Origin of the sequence: Litoribacterium kuwaitense (assembly GCF_011058155.1) — a bacterium.
Taxonomy (GTDB): Bacteria; Bacillota; Bacilli; order Bacillales; family DSM-28697; genus Litoribacterium; species Litoribacterium kuwaitense.
This window is the reverse complement of the sequence record NZ_JAALFC010000009.1, coordinates 24,300-40,389: the sequence shown is the minus strand read 5'-3', so window position 1 is coordinate 40,389 and position 16,090 is coordinate 24,300. Positions and strand designations below refer to the sequence as shown.

The window sequence follows — 16,090 nt, the reverse complement described above, 5'->3', positions numbered from 1 at the left end:
GATGAGCATCTTACAAGTCAGCGATCTAACAGTTTCATACCAAAAAAATATCGCGCTTCACGACGTCTCCTTTGAGGTGACTGAAGGATCATTGACAGCCATTGTTGGACCCAATGGCGCTGGGAAGTCGACACTCATTAAAACGATTCTCCAATTGCATCCAAGCTTAAAAGGAAAGGTACAAATATTTGGTTCTTCATTTACGAAACAGAAAAAGCGTGTCGGTTATGTGCCACAGCGGGGTTCTGTCGATTGGGACTTTCCAACCAACGCCTTAGATGTAGTTACAATGGGCTTATACGGTCGCGTCGGGTGGCTAAGAAGACCGAATCGACGTCACCGGGAAGAGGCAATGAATGCGCTCGATCTGATGGGCATGAAAAGCTATGCAGAGCGCCAGATCAGTCAATTGTCAGGCGGGCAGCAGCAACGGGTGTTTCTAGCACGGGCACTTGTTCAACAAGCTGACCTCTATTTCATGGATGAACCTTTAGCTGGTGTAGATGCCTCTACTGAAAAGGCGATCATGCATACGTTAAATAACTTAAAGGAACAAGGGAAAACGGTGTTAGTCGTTCACCACGACCTGCAAACCGTCGAAGATTATTTTGATCATGTGCTTTTGTTAAACAAAACTGTGATGGCACATGGATCAACTGAAGAAGCATTTACACCTGAGAACCTTGCCAAAACATATGGTGGCACATTGAAAACGTTGAAAGAAGGTGGGGATCATGTTCTTTTCGTCGGCCAGTAACTTTGAATGGGTGCTGTTTAGCGCCTTAGCCTTAGGGGTGGCCGCTGGCATGGTCGGAACATTAAGCTACTGGAAGAAGCAAAGCTTAATGAGTGATGCACTCGCCCACGCAGCTTTGCCCGGTGTCGTCATTGCATTTTTACTGACAGGTGAAAAAAACCTGCCTATTCTTATTCTTGGCGCGGCAATTACGGCACTCCTAGGTGCTTTCGTCATCCAAGGCATTCAGGCGAATAGTCGTTTAACGTCTGATACATCGATGGGGATTGTGCTCAGCAGCTTTTTCGGGCTTGGTCTAATGCTGCTCACCATTACAAACCGCGTAGCAGCTGGCTCACAAAGTGGTTTAGATAGTTTTATCTTCGGGCAAGCAGCTTCAATGGTACGAAACGATGTCATCGTGACGACCGTTTTAGCTACAGTGATTGTCCTCGCCATGGTCGTTCCTTTTAAAGAGTGGAAACTCTATTTATTCGACCCTGGCTTTGCTCGTGGGCTAGGCTTATCTTCTCGAGTCATGAGCTCATTTTATACACTCCTCCTCGTGCTTACGATTGTTGTCGGCATTCAAGCCGTTGGCGTCATTCTGATTGCCGCACTTCTGATCATTCCATCTACAAGTGCACGATATTGGACACATTCTTTTAGTAAGATGATGTTTTTATCCGCTCTTTTTGGAGGCTTCTCAGGGATTGCTGGTACGTACGTCAGTTCCTTAGGTGCGGGCTGGCCTACAGGACCGTTTATGGTTCTCATTGCCGCCGTTCTCTTTATTGTTTCAATGGTTTTTGGTGCGGAGAAAGGCTTGCTTATCCAACACCTTCAACATCGCAGGCAAAAAATACGTGTTTCTACAGCAGTTAAAGAGGTGAGACAGCAATGAGTTACACTGCGTGGATGCTCATAACGGCCGGACTTGTTGGTCTTTCCTGTGGATTGGTCGGAGTGTTTTTGATTTTGCGTAAAACAGCCATGATGGCTGATGCGATTAGCCATACAGTGTTACTGGGGATCGTACTCGCCTTTATGGTCACCGGAGAGTTAGTTGGGATTCACATGCTCATCGGTGCCTTACTCGCAGGCTGGTTGACTGCATTTTTAGTCCAATGGTTTCAAACGAGAGGCGTGCAACAGGAAGCATCGATTGGTATCGTCTTTACAACGCTCTTTGCCATCGGCGTCATTCTTATTTCTACGTCCATCGGAAACGCTCATCTTGACATTCGCCACGCCTTGATGGGCGAGATTACTTTCGTTCCCTTTCATCGATGGAACGTGCCTATGATCGGCGAAGTTCCTTCAGCTACTTTAATGCTATTTGTCATTCTCATCGTTGTCATTGCTGCCATTACGCTATTTTACAAAGAATGGAAAATCACATCGTTTGATCCAGCTTTAGCTGCAAGCCTCGGCATTCCAGTCCTTGTCATGCATTATGCGTTTATGGGGCTGTTGTCACTTGTCACTGTGGCGTCATTTGATGCTGTGGGAGCCATTCTTGTCGTTGCGATGCTCATTACCCCAGCCGCGACAGCGTATTTATGGACCGATAAGCTTCACGTCATGCTTTGGTTAAGCGGGATCCTGGGCGTCGTCGCTTCACTGCTCGGATATGCTGTAGCGCTCTGGCTTGACACTTCGATCTCGGCATCGATGGCATTTACGACTGGTCTTTTATTTTTAATTAGCTTTTTCGTATCTCCGCGCCATGGCCTCGTATCCAAATGGCGTGTAAAGGCCTATTCTTGAACTACCCCCACTTCACGTTCTTTACGAGCTGTTTGAAGTGGGAGATTCCTAAGAACACGAGCGTAACCGCCAGTTATTGATGAGGCTATCCCCGTAGTTCCTACGGTTAGAAGCCTTATCGCTTCGTTTTTAAGATTTTGTCCTGCGTTAATATCTCGATTATGATGCGTGCCACAAGAGGGGCAATCCCACTCACGAAGGTTGAGGTTCTCCATAGCACAAAAAAGAAACAGCTTTTTGAATTACGCCTAACCGGCATGTATCTCCCACTTACTCATTGGACAACGTCATAACATTCCTTTATGTGGGAGTCTTCTGTCAGAAACGATAAAACACAGGCGTCCTCGTTTTTTCCTTAGAACGCCTGTGTTTTTATTTATGCTTTTTTGCAATCAACGACCCAGCGGCCTTTTGCCTTCCCTTGCAAAATGGCTTCCAATGCTTGGGGAATATCGTCTAGTGGAATCACTTGAATGGTGTCATTAAAATGAGCAGACACTGACAAGTCTGTGGCAAGACGTTTCCACACTAACGACCGCTTCGGCATTGGACATTCAACCGAATCAATCCCAAAAAGTGACACACCTCGTAAAATGAATGGAAACACCGTCGTGGGCACGTCACCGCCACCGGTCAATCCGCTCACAGCAACAGCACCTTGATACTTTACGCTTGCTAATATACGTGCCAAGCTTGCACCACCAACAGGATCAACGGCGGCTGCCCATTTTTGCTTCTGCAGTGGGCGATTGTCCCCATCCTGGAGTGCTTCTCTAGAAATGACTCGATCAGCACCTAGAGACGTTAGAAAATCACTGGCAGCCTCTTTCCCTGTGCTAGCCACAACCTGATACCCACGCTTACTCAACATCGCCACAGCCATACTTCCAACACCGCCCGTCGCTCCAGTAACAAGCACTTCACCGTCATCCGGACAAATTCCATGCGCCTCTAATGCGTGTACAGACAATCCGGCTGTTAAGCCCGCTGTTCCATAACTCATGGCGTCTAAAAGGCTCATTTCTTGTGGAAGAGGTACAACCCACTCTGCAGGCACTCGTGCATATTCACTATATCCGCCAAAATGAGACACACCAAGCCCATAGCTTGTCGCAATGACCTCCTGCCCTTTATAAAATCTTGGGTCCTCTGATGAAATGACCGTACCACTCAAATCAATCCCTGGAACCATTGGATAGTCACGAATGATACGACCTTCACCTGAGACAGCTAAACCGTCCTTATAGTTTACGCTGGAATAAGCGACATCAATGGTGACGTCTCCTTTGGGAAGATCTTTGTCCGTCATTTGTTTAAATGACGCAGTGATCTCACTTTCACTTTGTTCAACGACGTAGGCAGTAAACGATGATTTCATCGCTCTACCTCCTCCCTTTTACATTTTTCAATTCAACATAAGCGTTCTCACGATTTACGTATATATTCCCAACCTAATGATCCATTGAAACATACGAATATACCTTTACTATTTTCCATGAACCTTATCATAGCATGACGTAAATCGTGTTAAATCAACGGCGGCTCGAGCCTTTTTGTAATCATAAGTGCTTGACCCGTTACACTTGGATACCAAAATATAGGTGCTGCTTTGTTGCAACACTCCCTCAATGCAACCCAAGGTACGTTCATCGTAGCATATATCCATTTGTTCGCGTATCACCGTAAAAAAACACCTCAAAAAAAGCGAGGTGCTTCACCATAAACCAATCATTCATTTTTTATGTCAGCAACAATTCGATAAGATGCTAAGCGATCAGCAGCATTGTAAATTTGTGTATGAATCATCAGCTCATCAGCTTCTGTTTCGAGTAAAAATGCTTCGATCTCTGAAGAAACGGTCTTTCGATCACCGACAATCGAACTGTCTAGACGTTGCTCCACTAAAGCGCGCTCGGTATCTGTCCATCGTACATTCATATTTTCGACCGGTGCAGGGAGCGGCTTACGTACATCCCTCATCAAATTCAAAAACTGCTGTTCCATCGATGTTGCCAAAAACCGTGCCTTGTCGTTTGTTTCTGCTGCAATCACATTGACAGCAACCATTGCATAAGGCTCTGCTAATTGAGCAGAAGGCTGAAAATGATCTCGATACAGCCGCAGCGCAGGCAACGTATTTTCAGGTGAAAAATGGCTCGCAAAAGCAAACGGTAAACCAAGCTCTCCAGCCAGCTTTGCACTGAAACCAGAGGAACCTAACAGCCAAATAGGGATCGACAAGCCTTCACCTGGGATGGCCCTTACTTTTGGAATACCATCACCATGAGCCGGATCAAAGTATTGCCGCAGCTCTTCAAGCTGTTGGGGAAATTCCTGACCCGTCTGTCCAAGATTGCGCCGAAGTGCATGGGCAGTCAGACGATCTGTCCCAGGGGCTCGTCCAAGCCCTAAGTCAATACGGCCAGGAAACAGCGTTGCTAACGTACCAAATTGCTCGGCAATCACAAGTGATGAATGATTAGGAAGCATAATCCCTCCTGAGCCAACACGCATCGTCCGCGTAGCTTGGGCCACATGTTGAATCATAAGCGACGTCGCTGCTGAAGCAATGCCTGGCATATTATGATGCTCTGCCACCCAATAACGGTGATATCCCCATTCTTCGGCATGCTCAGCTAAGCGTTGTGCCTCCTCAAAAGCTTGTGCTACTGTGCCTCCTTCAACAATTGGCACTAAATCGAGCAAAGAAATAGGCGTATTTTTTAAACGAAGGTCTTCTCCTGACACTGTCCATTCAACCTTTCTTTTATATAAAATAAGGGCTTTACTTGACAAAACATATCGTCTACCCTACGCGTTGAAATAACTTGATCTGGCATCGTAGATATGATCATCATAGCGAGGCTGATCGTTCACGGTCAAAAGTTCTGCTTTGTATCGTTGAATGACTTTAGTTGTTTAGTAAAAAAAGGAGCGTTGCTGCCATTGCTCCATTAATTTCTCTCATTGCCCAATATAGAAATATGCTTTGCACTTCATTCAAACATCGGAATCTCAGGATCGATAGCAAGGACATGCACCATCAATGCATGAAGCTGACCGCGATGATGGTGAAGATGGGTAAGAATTTCAAGCAACCAGGAAAACTTAGTATACGTCACTCCCCAAAAAGACGTTGTTTCTTGCGCCCATTCCTCCACTAATAATGAAGCAATGTCTTTTTTTAGATATTCAAAGCTACATTGCAAAGTATGGTGAGCTTCTTTTATTGTCTGAGGCGATGCTTTTTCATAAAATAAAGCCATCTCCTCCTCCGATGCTTCATTTGCTATCCGCCAATCTGCTTCTGGTATAAGAGAGAGATGAGCACAAAGCTCGCCGATAGAAAACTTGCCTGAGGTCGGTCGTGTCTCTGCATGAGTTTCATCTAATTTTTCCATAAGCTTTAGGATCGTTTCGACGACAACATCAAGCTGATGCATCGTCTCGTTGATCATTTTTATCATAGAATTGCCCCCTGTGAGAAAACGGTTTGATTGGAGAGATTGTAGTTGAATGAGAAAAGCACCCTATTTTTAAATGAGCTAACAGCCCTGTTTCAAAAACACCTTGGTCAGTCCCTTGTCGGCCTTTACGTCCACGGTTCTCTCGCAATGAACGGGTTTAACGAAAACCGAAGCGACGTCGATGTTCTGATTGCAGCTTCGAAAGCAATGACATCACTTGTCCGGACATCTCTCACGCCTGAACTAAACACCTTAGCGGACCACGTCCCTGCGGCTGGAGGCTTAGAGTTAAGTGTCGTCGTCATCAAAGATCTTGTCCCTTTTTCTCACCCAGCTCCCTTTGATTATCATTATTCTACCACGACGGGGAAAGCGCATGTCGTAAATTCAGGCGGGTACGATCCTGATCTTACTGCTCATTTTTTAGTAACACGTGACCGCGGAATACGTTGGTTTGGCGCGCCAATCCATGAAGTCATTCCCGAGGTTCATTTTTCAGACGCGATGAAGGCCATCCTTTATGATGTCGAAGATGCACACGACAACATTCATACCGATCCGGTCTACTATGTTTTGAACTTATGTCGTGCATTACAGTTTTCAAAAAACAAAACAGTCGCTTCCAAAAAAGAAGGTGGTGAATGGGCACTCCTACATCTTCCACCGACTTATGCTTCGATAATCAAAGCTTGTCTAAAGGGGTATGAAAGCTCACAGCATCACGTACCTGTCCCAGGTTTGCAATTGCAACAATTTGCTAGCTGGATACTGCAATGCATTCGACAAAACCAACGTGCTTGTGAATAAACAACCACATGAACCCGTTGTTTCCTTTGATCATTTGGCTAGGCTTCAATACGTTCGGCTAAACATATCCACAAACGCTAATTCCGAGGATACGTTTGCATTCGATACGAATAGTCTATGAAGTGAATATAATTGATAGGTACGATGGCTGACGTTATTAAATGGTGATTTATCGTAAATTACTCGATTTGAGTCAAGCCATTATATTCTGTAAAATGAAATATGCTTGTAAATTGCATAAATCATTCTCCTTCTTCCACAACAGATTTATCCCTCCTTAAAAACAACTATTTTAATCTTCATTTGATTTGCTCGTTTTGCGCAGACTTATATACGTTTTTTAAGGTGTATGACTGTTTTTATTTTTTCAACATTAGCATTTAAGTTAATGTTCTATATATTACCAATACTATATAAATAAGGGGTCATTTGATGAGAAAATTGTCTGTTGTCATGTTTACAATGATGTTAATCATTCTTTCTGCTTGCGGTGGATCCGGATCAAGTGGTGGAAACGAGATCGGAACAGTCGTCTTCGGCGATGCTGGTTGGGACAGTATTAAAATCCACAACAAAATCGCCCAAACGGTTCTCGAGGAAGGCTATGGATATGAGACCGATGTCACGACCGGCTCAACGCCAGCAACGATCCAAGGGCTTCGTGATGGGGATATTCAAGTGTACATGGAGCTTTGGACTGACAATGTAAAAGAAGTCTATGAAGAAGCTACTGAAGCAGGGGAAATTGAAACATTAGCGACGAATTTTAACGACAATGAGCAAGGACTTTTCGTGCCAACCTATGTGATTGAAGGAGATCCAGAGCGTGGGATTGAGCCATTGGCACCAGACTTGAAAACAGTCGAAGATTTAAAGAACTACCCTGAAGTGTTTGAAGATCCTGAAGATCCTGGACGCGGACGCATTATCAACGGTCCAAGTGGTTGGGCTGCATCTGAAGCCATTAACGATAAATTCGAGGCTTATGGCTTGGAAGAAACGCTGAATAACTTTAGCCCAGGCTCAGATGCCGCCATTGTCGCTGATTTAGTCGATGCGTATGAAGCTGGTGATGGCTGGGTTGGCTACTACTGGTCACCGACAGCGATTACAGCGAAATACGATCTTACATTATTAGAAGAGCCAGCCTATGATGAAGATATTTGGAATGAAACAAAAGCGACCGAATTCCCGCCCAACGATGTTGTCGTCGCTGTTCACAAAGACGTTCCAGAACAAGCGCCTGATATCATTGAATTCCTTGAAAATTATGAAACAAGCAGTGCGCTGACAGAGGAAGCTTTACAGTATATGAACGAAAATGATGCATCTACCGACGAAGCAGCCTTATGGTGGATGAAGGAGCATGAAGACCTTTGGACTGGATGGGTCTCTGAAGAAGTCGCCACTAAAGTGAAAGAAGCACTACAGTAAAACCAAAAAAGCAGCTTGCCACATTGGTAGGTGAGCTGCTTTTCAGTGTGAATTGATGAAAAGAGGGGTGAATCGACTGCCATTTGCAGTCAGCCAATATGGGAGCTTTTCCTGATATACGTATCAATGTAGGTGAATACGTAGACCGATTCGTTAGCTTTTTAGACACGACATTAGAAGGATTTTTTGATTTTATCTTTTTTATCTCTTCCAGAACGATTAATGGCATTACAGATATGCTGATGTGGTTGCCTTGGTGGCTATTTGTCATTTTAATCGTTTTACTTGGTTGGTATTTTAAATCTCTGGTTGCTGGAATTTTATATGGTGTCTTTATTTTCATTATCGGTTCTTTCGGTCTTTGGGAAGATATGATGATTACGATTTCAATTATTGTCACAGCAGTCCTTATCTGTTTAATTCTCGGAATTCCACTTGGCGTGTGGATGGCGTTTAGCCAAGGCTTCTCCACCATCATGCGTCCGCTCTTAGATGCGATGCAAACAATGCCGAGCTTTGTATATCTCATTCCTGCGATCTTTTTCTTTGGACTCGGCAATGTGTCGGCCATTTTTGCAACTTTAATTTATGCCCTGCCACCCGTCATTCGTTTAACAGAGCTTGCCATTCGTGGTGTAGACAATGAAGTCATTGAATCCGCCTTGTCTTTTGGCTCCTCAAAATGGCAAATGCTAAAAAAAGTTCAGCTTCCGCAGGCATTGCCGACAATTATGGCTGGTGTGAACCAGACGACAATGATGGCACTTGCCATGGTCGTCATCGCTTCGATGGTTGGCGCATCAGGACTAGGAGAACAAGTGTTAGTCGCAATTAACCAGATTGATATCGCTTTAGGCTTTGAAGCAGGAATCAGCATCGTCTTTTTAGCCATTATTATTGATCGAATTACGAACGGTGTCGCAGAGAAATTTCAAAAGCATAGGAGTGAAAACGGGTGACCGCACAGATTAAGGTAGACCACGTGTCGAAAATTTTTGGACCTAAGCCAAAATCAGTCATCCCAATGATTCAACAAGGCATGTCCAAAGAAGACATTTTAAAAAAGACGAATCATACGGTCGGTGTGTATGACGCTTCCTTCGAAGTCAATAAAGGCGAAGTGTTTGTCATTATGGGCTTGTCCGGGAGCGGAAAATCGACCCTCATCCGTTGCTTTAATTTGCTGAACAGACCAACTGACGGCTCGATTTATATTGACGGTGAAAACATCGTTCAATACCAGAGCACAGCGCTTAAAAAAATGAGGCAAGAAAAGGTGGCAATGGTGTTTCAGCATTTTGGCTTGTTTAGCCATCGGACCATTCTTGCTAATGTAGAGTACGGTCTTGAAATACGTAATGTGTCTAAAGAAGAACGACGGGAGATTGCTTTGAAAAATATTGAGACCGTCGGGTTGAAAGGTTATGAAGATAAGTATCCAGACGAATTATCAGGCGGCATGCAGCAACGGGTTGGCTTAGCTCGTGCTTTAGCAAACGACCCAGACATTTTACTCATGGATGAGCCTTTTAGTGCCCTCGACCCACTCATTCGCCGCGAAATGCAGCTTGAACTATTAGATATTCAGGAACGCCTGCAAAAAACAATTATCTTTATTACTCATGATGTCAATGAAGCATTTAAAATTGGCGATCGCGTCGCTGTCATGAAAAACGGCCGTGTCGAGCAGGTTGGCACGCCAGAAGAAATTATCGAAGCGCCAGCGAATGACTACATCTCCGAGTTTATTAAAGACATTGACCGCTCGAAAGTGTTCCAAGCCGAGCACGTTATGATTAAGCCAAATGCCCTCGTTTCCTTAAAGTCAGGTCTCAATGTTGCTGTTAAAGAAATGAAGGAAAACGGCATTTCCAGTGTCTTTGTCGTTGACCGTGGTCGTCATGTCAAAGGAATCGTTACGATAGATGATGCGATTAAAGGCATTAAAGAGAAAAAATCGCTGGAAGACGTTCTACGCCACGACATTACAGTTGTTCAATCAGACGAGTATATTAACGATTTAATTCCAAAAGCTTTGGAATCGATGTTCCCTCTAGCGGTCGTCAATGAAAATGAGAAACTCGTCGGTTTTATCCTTCGTGTCCATGTTCTTTCTGGCTTAGTATCAGATGATATTAATGAAAGCGAAGAATACCACGGATAACTTAAACCTTGAGCATTATGCTCAAGGTTTTTTTATACATTGTGTGATCCAATACCCGGGGTCCATCTTATCCATAGGAAATCACCAATAGCGCACTCCTTTGTGATACGATAGAGACGATTTGGTTTCAGCCTGTTACAAACTTCTGCTTCGGCAGGATCGCTTCCCGGCATAAATTGGCGTTCTACGGGTGAGCTCTATGCAGTTTCACCCTACATTCGGCCATTTTTCCCTAGCAGGCTGATAAGCGATCGATGTTATATCTCCTAAAATAGCATTCATCTTATGACACTACAGATCTTTTTTGAGGTGACGAATTGAAGAAACTAATCTTTTTGGCGAGCGTATCTTACCTCGTCATCGGTATGGCTCATATTGTTTCCGGAGCCGTTTTAGAATCAATGTTGCAGCATTATGGACTTGCCTATCAAGATGGTGGGCAATTTATTATGAACCAATTTTTAGGGTTTTTGTTTGGTGTCCTCTTCTCCCCTTGGCTGTCTAAAAAACTCGGAAAAAAGCAAACGATCCTCATCTCGTTTGCTGCTTTAACTTTTGCAGAAACGGCATACAGCTTTTTGTTGCCTTGGGGCTGGATGTTAACTGTCGCACCAGTCACTGGGTTCGGTTTTGGTGTAACAGAAGCCGTCATTGGTGCAATGGTGATTGACGCGATCGCAGAGAAGAAAGCAGATGCGATGTCAAAAATAGAAACCTTTTTTGGAATCGGTGCGCTCGTCGTCCCCTTTATTGCAAGCTGGCTCATTGCCATTGGGTATTGGCAAATCAGCTTCCCTGTGATGGCAGTGATGGCCGGTGCCACAACAGTAAGCTGGCTGTTTTTTAAACAAGTACCCGAGGAAAAAAATTCCTCAGCCGCAGACACAAAAGAAGCTGTTCGTTATCCTAAGCAGGCTTGGCCTTTACTGATGACTGGAATGCTCTTTTTTGCCGGATACGTTGGCCTGGAAATGAGTCTATCCAATTATTTGCCTTCCATCATGATCGGTCGCATCGGTATGAATGAAGCCACCGCTGCGATGACAATTAGTGTATTCTGGGGAACGATGGTCATCGGTCGTATATATGCAGGTCGCATTGCCGAGCATGTTGGCTATGGACGCTTTTTACTCGTTTGTGTGATTTCCGGCACAATCCTGCTCGCCCTCTTAAACATAAGTGAATCGTCGGCGTTTAGCTTTTTACTGATTGGTTTAAGTGGGCTTGTGTGGGCAGGAACTTTTGCCGTTGCGCTCGTATTAATGAATACACGCCTGCCCGGTTTTACTGAAAGAACGACAAGTCTCTTAATTGCCGCTGGTGGCCTTGGTGGTGCGCTTCTCCCTAAAGCGACTGGGGTATTAATGGATACTTTTAGTGCGGGCTGGGCATTTTTGTTGCTGGCGGCCATTGCAGCAATGATGCTTCTGCTCCTAGTCTTCCTTCTTTCGTTAGGTAAATCCAGTCAAGCAGCTTTGAAAACATGATACAATGAAAACAATTTATGAGAAGAGAGGTGAAACTGCAACGTGCTCCCCACGAAGCAGGCCTGCCTATGAAAGATACCCTTTTATTAATTGACGGATTCAACTTACTTAGCCGTGGCTATTTTGCCACTGCGTATGGCAAAAACGAATCATCCCTGCCACGTAATGAGCAAGGACTTCTCATCAATGGCGTGCGCGTGTTCGTCCAAAAAATGATGAATCTCATCGACCGCTACCAATGCTCTCACGTCGCTGTCGCCTGGGACGTCAAGCGTGAAGAAACACAACGAAGACAAACACATGCTTTTTATAAAGCATCTCGTGACGAACTGCCAGCTCCTTTAATAGAGCAATATGAAACGACGCAAGCCATTCTTACTTCCTTAGGCATTGAGCAGCTGACCGAACCACCTTATGAAGCAGATGATGTCATAGGTACCATTTCCAAAAGCTGGACAGACGACGCGCGCGGCCATTGTTTCATCTATAGTAACGACAAAGACCTTTTTCAATTGTTGAGTCCGACGTGTTCACAAATCATTGCGCAGAAAAAACAAGAGCTTGTCTATGACATTGAAGCATTTTCAACTGAGTTTGGGATTACCCCTGAGCACTGGACTGATATTAAAGCCCTTCTCGGTGATAAAAGTGACAACTTGCCTGGATGCCGTGGCATCGGTCCTAAATCAGCGTTACCTCTCATCCAGAGGTATGGCACGGTGGAAAACCTTTATGCGGAGATTGATGAGCTGGATCCGACATTAAAGCGACATCAAAAAAAGCTTGTGGCGGGCTATGACGACGTTTTGATCACGAAGTCATTAGCAACGATCGATTGCGACATTCCAACGTTGCAAGAGAAAGTACTAGACGATTTCTTTTTGCATATGGACGAGCTGTTCTTTTTAGATATGACAGGAGCCTATGGAATTAAAGCATCTTTTCCAAATCATTTACGCCAGACATTGTTTTCTTAACGAGGAGGAATTTTTTCATGGAACCACTTCCACGCTCATTTTATGAACGGCCTACGCTCGAAGTTGCTGAAGAGCTGATTGGAAAACAGCTCGTCCATGAAGCTCCTAGTGGCAAACGGCTGATTGGACGAATCGTTGAAGTGGAAGCATACAAAGGACCTGAAGACAAAGCTTCTCACACGTATAATAACCGGCGCACGCCCCGGAATGAAGCGATGTACGGTCCAGCCGGCCATGCGTATGTATACATTAGCTATGGATTGCACCATTGTATGAACTGTGTGACGCGTGGTGAGGGCTATCCTGAGGGCGTTCTCCTACGAAGTGTCGAACCGTTGATGGGAATAGATGAGATGGCAAAGCTGCGCTTCCAAAAAAGTTGGGAAGAACTATCCAAGGCTAAACGTATTCAGTTAACCAACGGTCCTGGCAAGCTGACGCAAGCACTTGCCATTTCGCGTGACGCCCATAATCACCTTGATTTAACCACGCCTCCCCTCTATATCTCCGATGGACGAGGAGGAGCTGTACGAACTTCAAAGCGTATCGGCATTGAGAATAGCGGCGACGCCGTTCATTATCCATGGCGTTTTTATGAAGAAGGCAACCCGTATGTTTTAAAGAAACATCTGCAAGACTGATTGCACTGCACGAACCAAGCCTATTCTTAAAAGTTTATATTGACAGCTTTTTCTTCTAGGCGTACAATCATTTCATCAACCATAACAACCTTCTATTAACCGCTTAAATCCTTTCAGGATGCGGGGGACCCACTTTCGCGGCACAGCTGTGTCGCTCGGGGTGAATCCATGCACGCATGGTAGGGTGACTCTTAACACCCGAATCCGACAGCTAACCTCGTCAGCGTTTCAAGAGAAGAAGCTCAGCGTGCCTAAAAAGCAGGTTTTTTTTAACTAACGGCAAGCCGTGGGATTCTTTCTCGCAGCTTTTTTACGTTTTCTCTTATTAAGAGGCTTGCATATTTTTAGCATGAAGTCTGAGCAGAAAGAAGGAGCACCGTGAAATTAAACCGGCTTAAATCATTGTCACCACCACAAGTTCTTGTTCTTTCGTTTGCCGTCTTGATTGGTGCAGGAATGCTGTTGCTAAAAACGCCTTTAGCAACGACCGAATCCCTTTCTTGGGTAGATGCGCTTTTTACTGCGACCTCAGCGGTGACTGTCACTGGTCTGATCACCGTTGATACAGGGAGTGCATTTACACTTTTCGGCCAAATCGTCATTCTTTTCTTAATACAAATCGGTGGTCTTGGCATCATGTCCGTAGCTGTGCTTATCTTTTTAATGCTTGGAAAAAGAATCGGCATCTCAGAACGCCTGATGATTCAACAGGCGCTTAACCAATCCACTTTCTCTGGACTCGTACGACTTGTCAAAAAGCTATTCTTCTTTTCTGTGACGATTGAAAGTGCTGCTATGGTGGCTCTTGCATTTCGTTTTGTTCCTGAATTCGGCTGGATGAAAGGGATTTACGTCAGCATTTTCCATTCCATCTCTGCCTTTAACAACGCTGGGTTTTCGATCTGGTCAGACAGCCTATCACGTTATGTCGGTGACCCACTGATCAACACGGTCATTTCTTTCTCGTTTATCATTGGTGGAATCGGTTTTACCGTATTATCCGATTTATTTCAGTCGAAATCATTTAAATTGTTATCTCTTCACACAAAACTCATGCTCATTGGAACGCTAGGAATAAATGTGATCGCTTTTTTGCTCGTCTTACTTTTTGAATGGAATAACCAAAGTACCCTCGGACCACTCAGTCTGACAGATAAGCTCTGGGCTTCCTATTTTCAAGGCGTGACGACACGTACAGCTGGATTTAATACAATTGAAATCGGTCAACTGGAGCATACAACGCTTTGGCTCATGCTTCTCTTCATGTTTGTTGGCGCTGGTAGTGCCTCAACAGGTGGAGGGATCAAGTTAACGACATTTGTCATCATTATTCTGGCTGCTAGTACATTCTTGAAAGGACGCAGTGACATCGTCGTATTTCGCAAAACCATTCCTCCACCACTGTTGTTAAAATCACTTGCCATAGCAACCATTAGTGTTCTATTTATCTTTGCTGCTACCCTCGTATTAACAATGACAGAACGAAAAAGTCTTTTGCATATTTTATTTGAGGTCGTTTCAGCCTTCGGGACGGTTGGGATATCGATGGGGATGACAGCGGATTTATCAGTTGTCGGCAAGCTGATCATCGTGTTTATTATGTTTCTCGGCAAAATCGGTCCGCTCACGTTAGCTTTTTCTTTTGCAAAAAAGATAACGCACCAATTCGTTATCCGAAAGAAAGCATTCTCGCTGGTTAAATAAGGAGGTCATCTTTATGCAGCATCAAGTGTTTACAACGACAGTAGACAATCACACCATTGAATACAGTATCGTCGGCGCAGGTGAGCCGATTTTAGCCTTTCACGGCGGTCATTCCAACTGTTTAGAGACATTCGGGTATGAGGCTCTCGTAGAACAAGGCTACCAAATCATCACGCCTTCTCGCATGGGCTACCGCGGTTCAAGCAAGCCTGCTAGCAACAGTTTGGCAGAAACGATTTCTTTGTATCGTCGCCTCCTGATCCAGTTACATATCGATCAAGTTCATATCCTTGGCATTTCAGCAGGTGGACCAAGCGCCATTCTCTTTGCTGCAAATTACCCAACGCTCACACAAAGCTTACTGCTTGAAAGTGCCGTTACAGGCGAATGGCTTACGAGAAAGCATTTGCTTTTTTATATCGCTCAAGGGATGTTTCGTTCACCGATTGAGAAATGGGTATGGTCGCTAAATGCGCGGTTTTTTCAATGGTTCCCAAAATTGATGTTTCCAATGATGGCCACCTCTTTTACAACCTTATCAAGGGTGGAGGTAAAAAGACAAACGCTGCCCGATGACTTATTTAAGATGAAGGAAATGATTGACCGGCAAAGGTCTTTTCACGGGTTTATGATTGACCTCAAACAAACGAAGGAAGTGACGACTAAAGATTTGAAGCGTGTGCAGTGCCCAACACTCCTTTTGTACAGTCCTCATGATGGTGCGGTCAGCCCTGCACACTCGACATACGCAGGCGAACACATCCCTAAAGCCACTTGTCAGCCTGTTCATACGTGGGGCCATCTGCTTTGGCTCGGGAAAGGGTCTGAGCAAACAGATCAATATGCATTGGCATTTCTACAACAGTATCCGATCCGTAAGCGGAACACGTAAAAGATCTCGAC

Annotated in this window: 14 protein-coding genes, 2 pseudogenes and 1 riboswitch; of the genes and pseudogenes, 12 read left to right on the top strand and 4 right to left on the bottom strand. The window is 44.7% G+C overall.

Going from position 1 to position 16,090, the window contains the following annotated elements:
- Position 1: 1 nt before the first annotated feature.
- From G4V62_RS07405 to G4V62_RS07395, 3 genes are read left to right on the top strand one after another with little or no spacing between them, the layout of a single operon-like run.
- Complete coding sequence (locus G4V62_RS07405; protein WP_165200788.1) at positions 2-757, top strand: metal ABC transporter ATP-binding protein; 756 nt, start codon at positions 2-4, stop codon at positions 755-757.
- Complete coding sequence (locus tag G4V62_RS07400; protein ID WP_165200786.1) at positions 735-1,640, top strand: metal ABC transporter permease; 906 nt, start codon at positions 735-737, stop codon at positions 1,638-1,640. Before G4V62_RS07405 ends, G4V62_RS07400 begins: the two co-directional genes overlap by 23 nt.
- The gene (locus tag G4V62_RS07395) at positions 1,637-2,506 is read left to right on the top strand and encodes a metal ABC transporter permease (protein WP_165200784.1); all 870 of its coding nucleotides are present in this window, start codon (positions 1,637-1,639) and stop codon (positions 2,504-2,506) included. Before G4V62_RS07400 ends, G4V62_RS07395 begins: the two co-directional genes overlap by 4 nt.
- An 83-nt stretch (positions 2,507-2,589) precedes the next feature.
- Here the strand turns inward: G4V62_RS07395 and G4V62_RS07390 are convergent.
- The 4 genes and pseudogenes from G4V62_RS07390 to G4V62_RS07375 form a co-directional block, all read right to left on the bottom strand.
- Positions 2,590-2,721 (bottom strand): annotated as a pseudogene (locus G4V62_RS07390) (zinc ribbon domain-containing protein); the annotation flags it as partial.
- A gap of 161 nt (positions 2,722-2,882) precedes the next feature.
- Entirely contained in the window at positions 2,883-3,884 is a 1,002-nt protein-coding gene (locus G4V62_RS07385; RefSeq protein WP_165200782.1) for an acrylyl-CoA reductase family protein, read from the bottom strand.
- 350 nt (positions 3,885-4,234) lie between these two features.
- A complete protein-coding gene (locus G4V62_RS07380) occupies positions 4,235-5,254 on the bottom strand; it encodes an LLM class flavin-dependent oxidoreductase (RefSeq protein WP_165200780.1) in 1,020 nt (339 codons plus the stop codon).
- Between the two features lie 248 nt (positions 5,255-5,502).
- Positions 5,503-5,973 carry a DinB family protein gene (locus G4V62_RS07375; RefSeq protein WP_246218312.1) on the bottom strand — a complete coding sequence of 157 codons (471 nt, stop codon included), beginning with the start codon at positions 5,971-5,973 and terminating at the stop codon, positions 5,503-5,505.
- A gap of 45 nt (positions 5,974-6,018) precedes the next feature.
- Here G4V62_RS07375 and G4V62_RS07370 point away from each other — a divergent pair, with 45 nt between their 5' ends.
- The 9 genes and pseudogenes from G4V62_RS07370 (at position 6,019) to G4V62_RS07330 (ending at position 16,079) form a co-directional block, all read left to right on the top strand.
- Positions 6,019-6,780, top strand: a complete 762-nt coding sequence (locus G4V62_RS07370; RefSeq protein ID WP_165200778.1) for an aminoglycoside adenylyltransferase domain-containing protein — start codon at positions 6,019-6,021, stop codon at positions 6,778-6,780.
- 432 nt (positions 6,781-7,212) lie between these two features.
- Positions 7,213-8,214, top strand: a complete 1,002-nt coding sequence (locus tag G4V62_RS07365) for an ABC transporter substrate-binding protein (RefSeq protein ID WP_165200776.1) — start codon at positions 7,213-7,215, stop codon at positions 8,212-8,214.
- Between the two features lie 98 nt (positions 8,215-8,312).
- Positions 8,313-9,173 (top strand): ABC transporter permease, encoded by an 861-nt coding sequence (locus G4V62_RS07360; protein WP_165200774.1) that lies wholly within the window; start codon positions 8,313-8,315, stop codon positions 9,171-9,173.
- Positions 9,170-10,378 (top strand): quaternary amine ABC transporter ATP-binding protein, encoded by a 1,209-nt coding sequence (locus G4V62_RS07355; protein ID WP_165200772.1) that lies wholly within the window; start codon positions 9,170-9,172, stop codon positions 10,376-10,378. Before G4V62_RS07360 ends, G4V62_RS07355 begins: the two co-directional genes overlap by 4 nt.
- 317 nt (positions 10,379-10,695) lie before the next feature.
- On the top strand, positions 10,696-11,865 hold the full coding sequence (locus G4V62_RS07350) for an MFS transporter (RefSeq protein ID WP_165200770.1): 1,170 nt from the start codon (positions 10,696-10,698) through the stop codon (positions 11,863-11,865).
- A 68-nt stretch (positions 11,866-11,933) separates the two neighbouring features.
- Positions 11,934-12,842 carry a 5'-3' exonuclease gene (locus tag G4V62_RS07345; protein ID WP_165200768.1) on the top strand — a complete coding sequence of 303 codons (909 nt, stop codon included), beginning with the start codon at positions 11,934-11,936 and terminating at the stop codon, positions 12,840-12,842.
- 17 nt (positions 12,843-12,859) lie between these two features.
- Positions 12,860-13,483, top strand: coding sequence for a DNA-3-methyladenine glycosylase (locus tag G4V62_RS07340; protein WP_165200766.1), 624 nt, complete (start codon positions 12,860-12,862; stop codon positions 13,481-13,483).
- A 90-nt stretch (positions 13,484-13,573) separates the two neighbouring features.
- Positions 13,574-13,725: riboswitch (cyclic di-AMP (ydaO/yuaA leader) on the top strand.
- A gap of 136 nt (positions 13,726-13,861) precedes the next feature.
- A pseudogene (locus tag G4V62_RS07335) lies at positions 13,862-15,183 on the top strand (TrkH family potassium uptake protein).
- 17 nt (positions 15,184-15,200) lie between these two features.
- Complete coding sequence (locus tag G4V62_RS07330) at positions 15,201-16,079, top strand: alpha/beta fold hydrolase (protein ID WP_165200762.1); 879 nt, start codon at positions 15,201-15,203, stop codon at positions 16,077-16,079.
- The last annotated feature ends 11 nt before the right edge of the window (positions 16,080-16,090 follow it).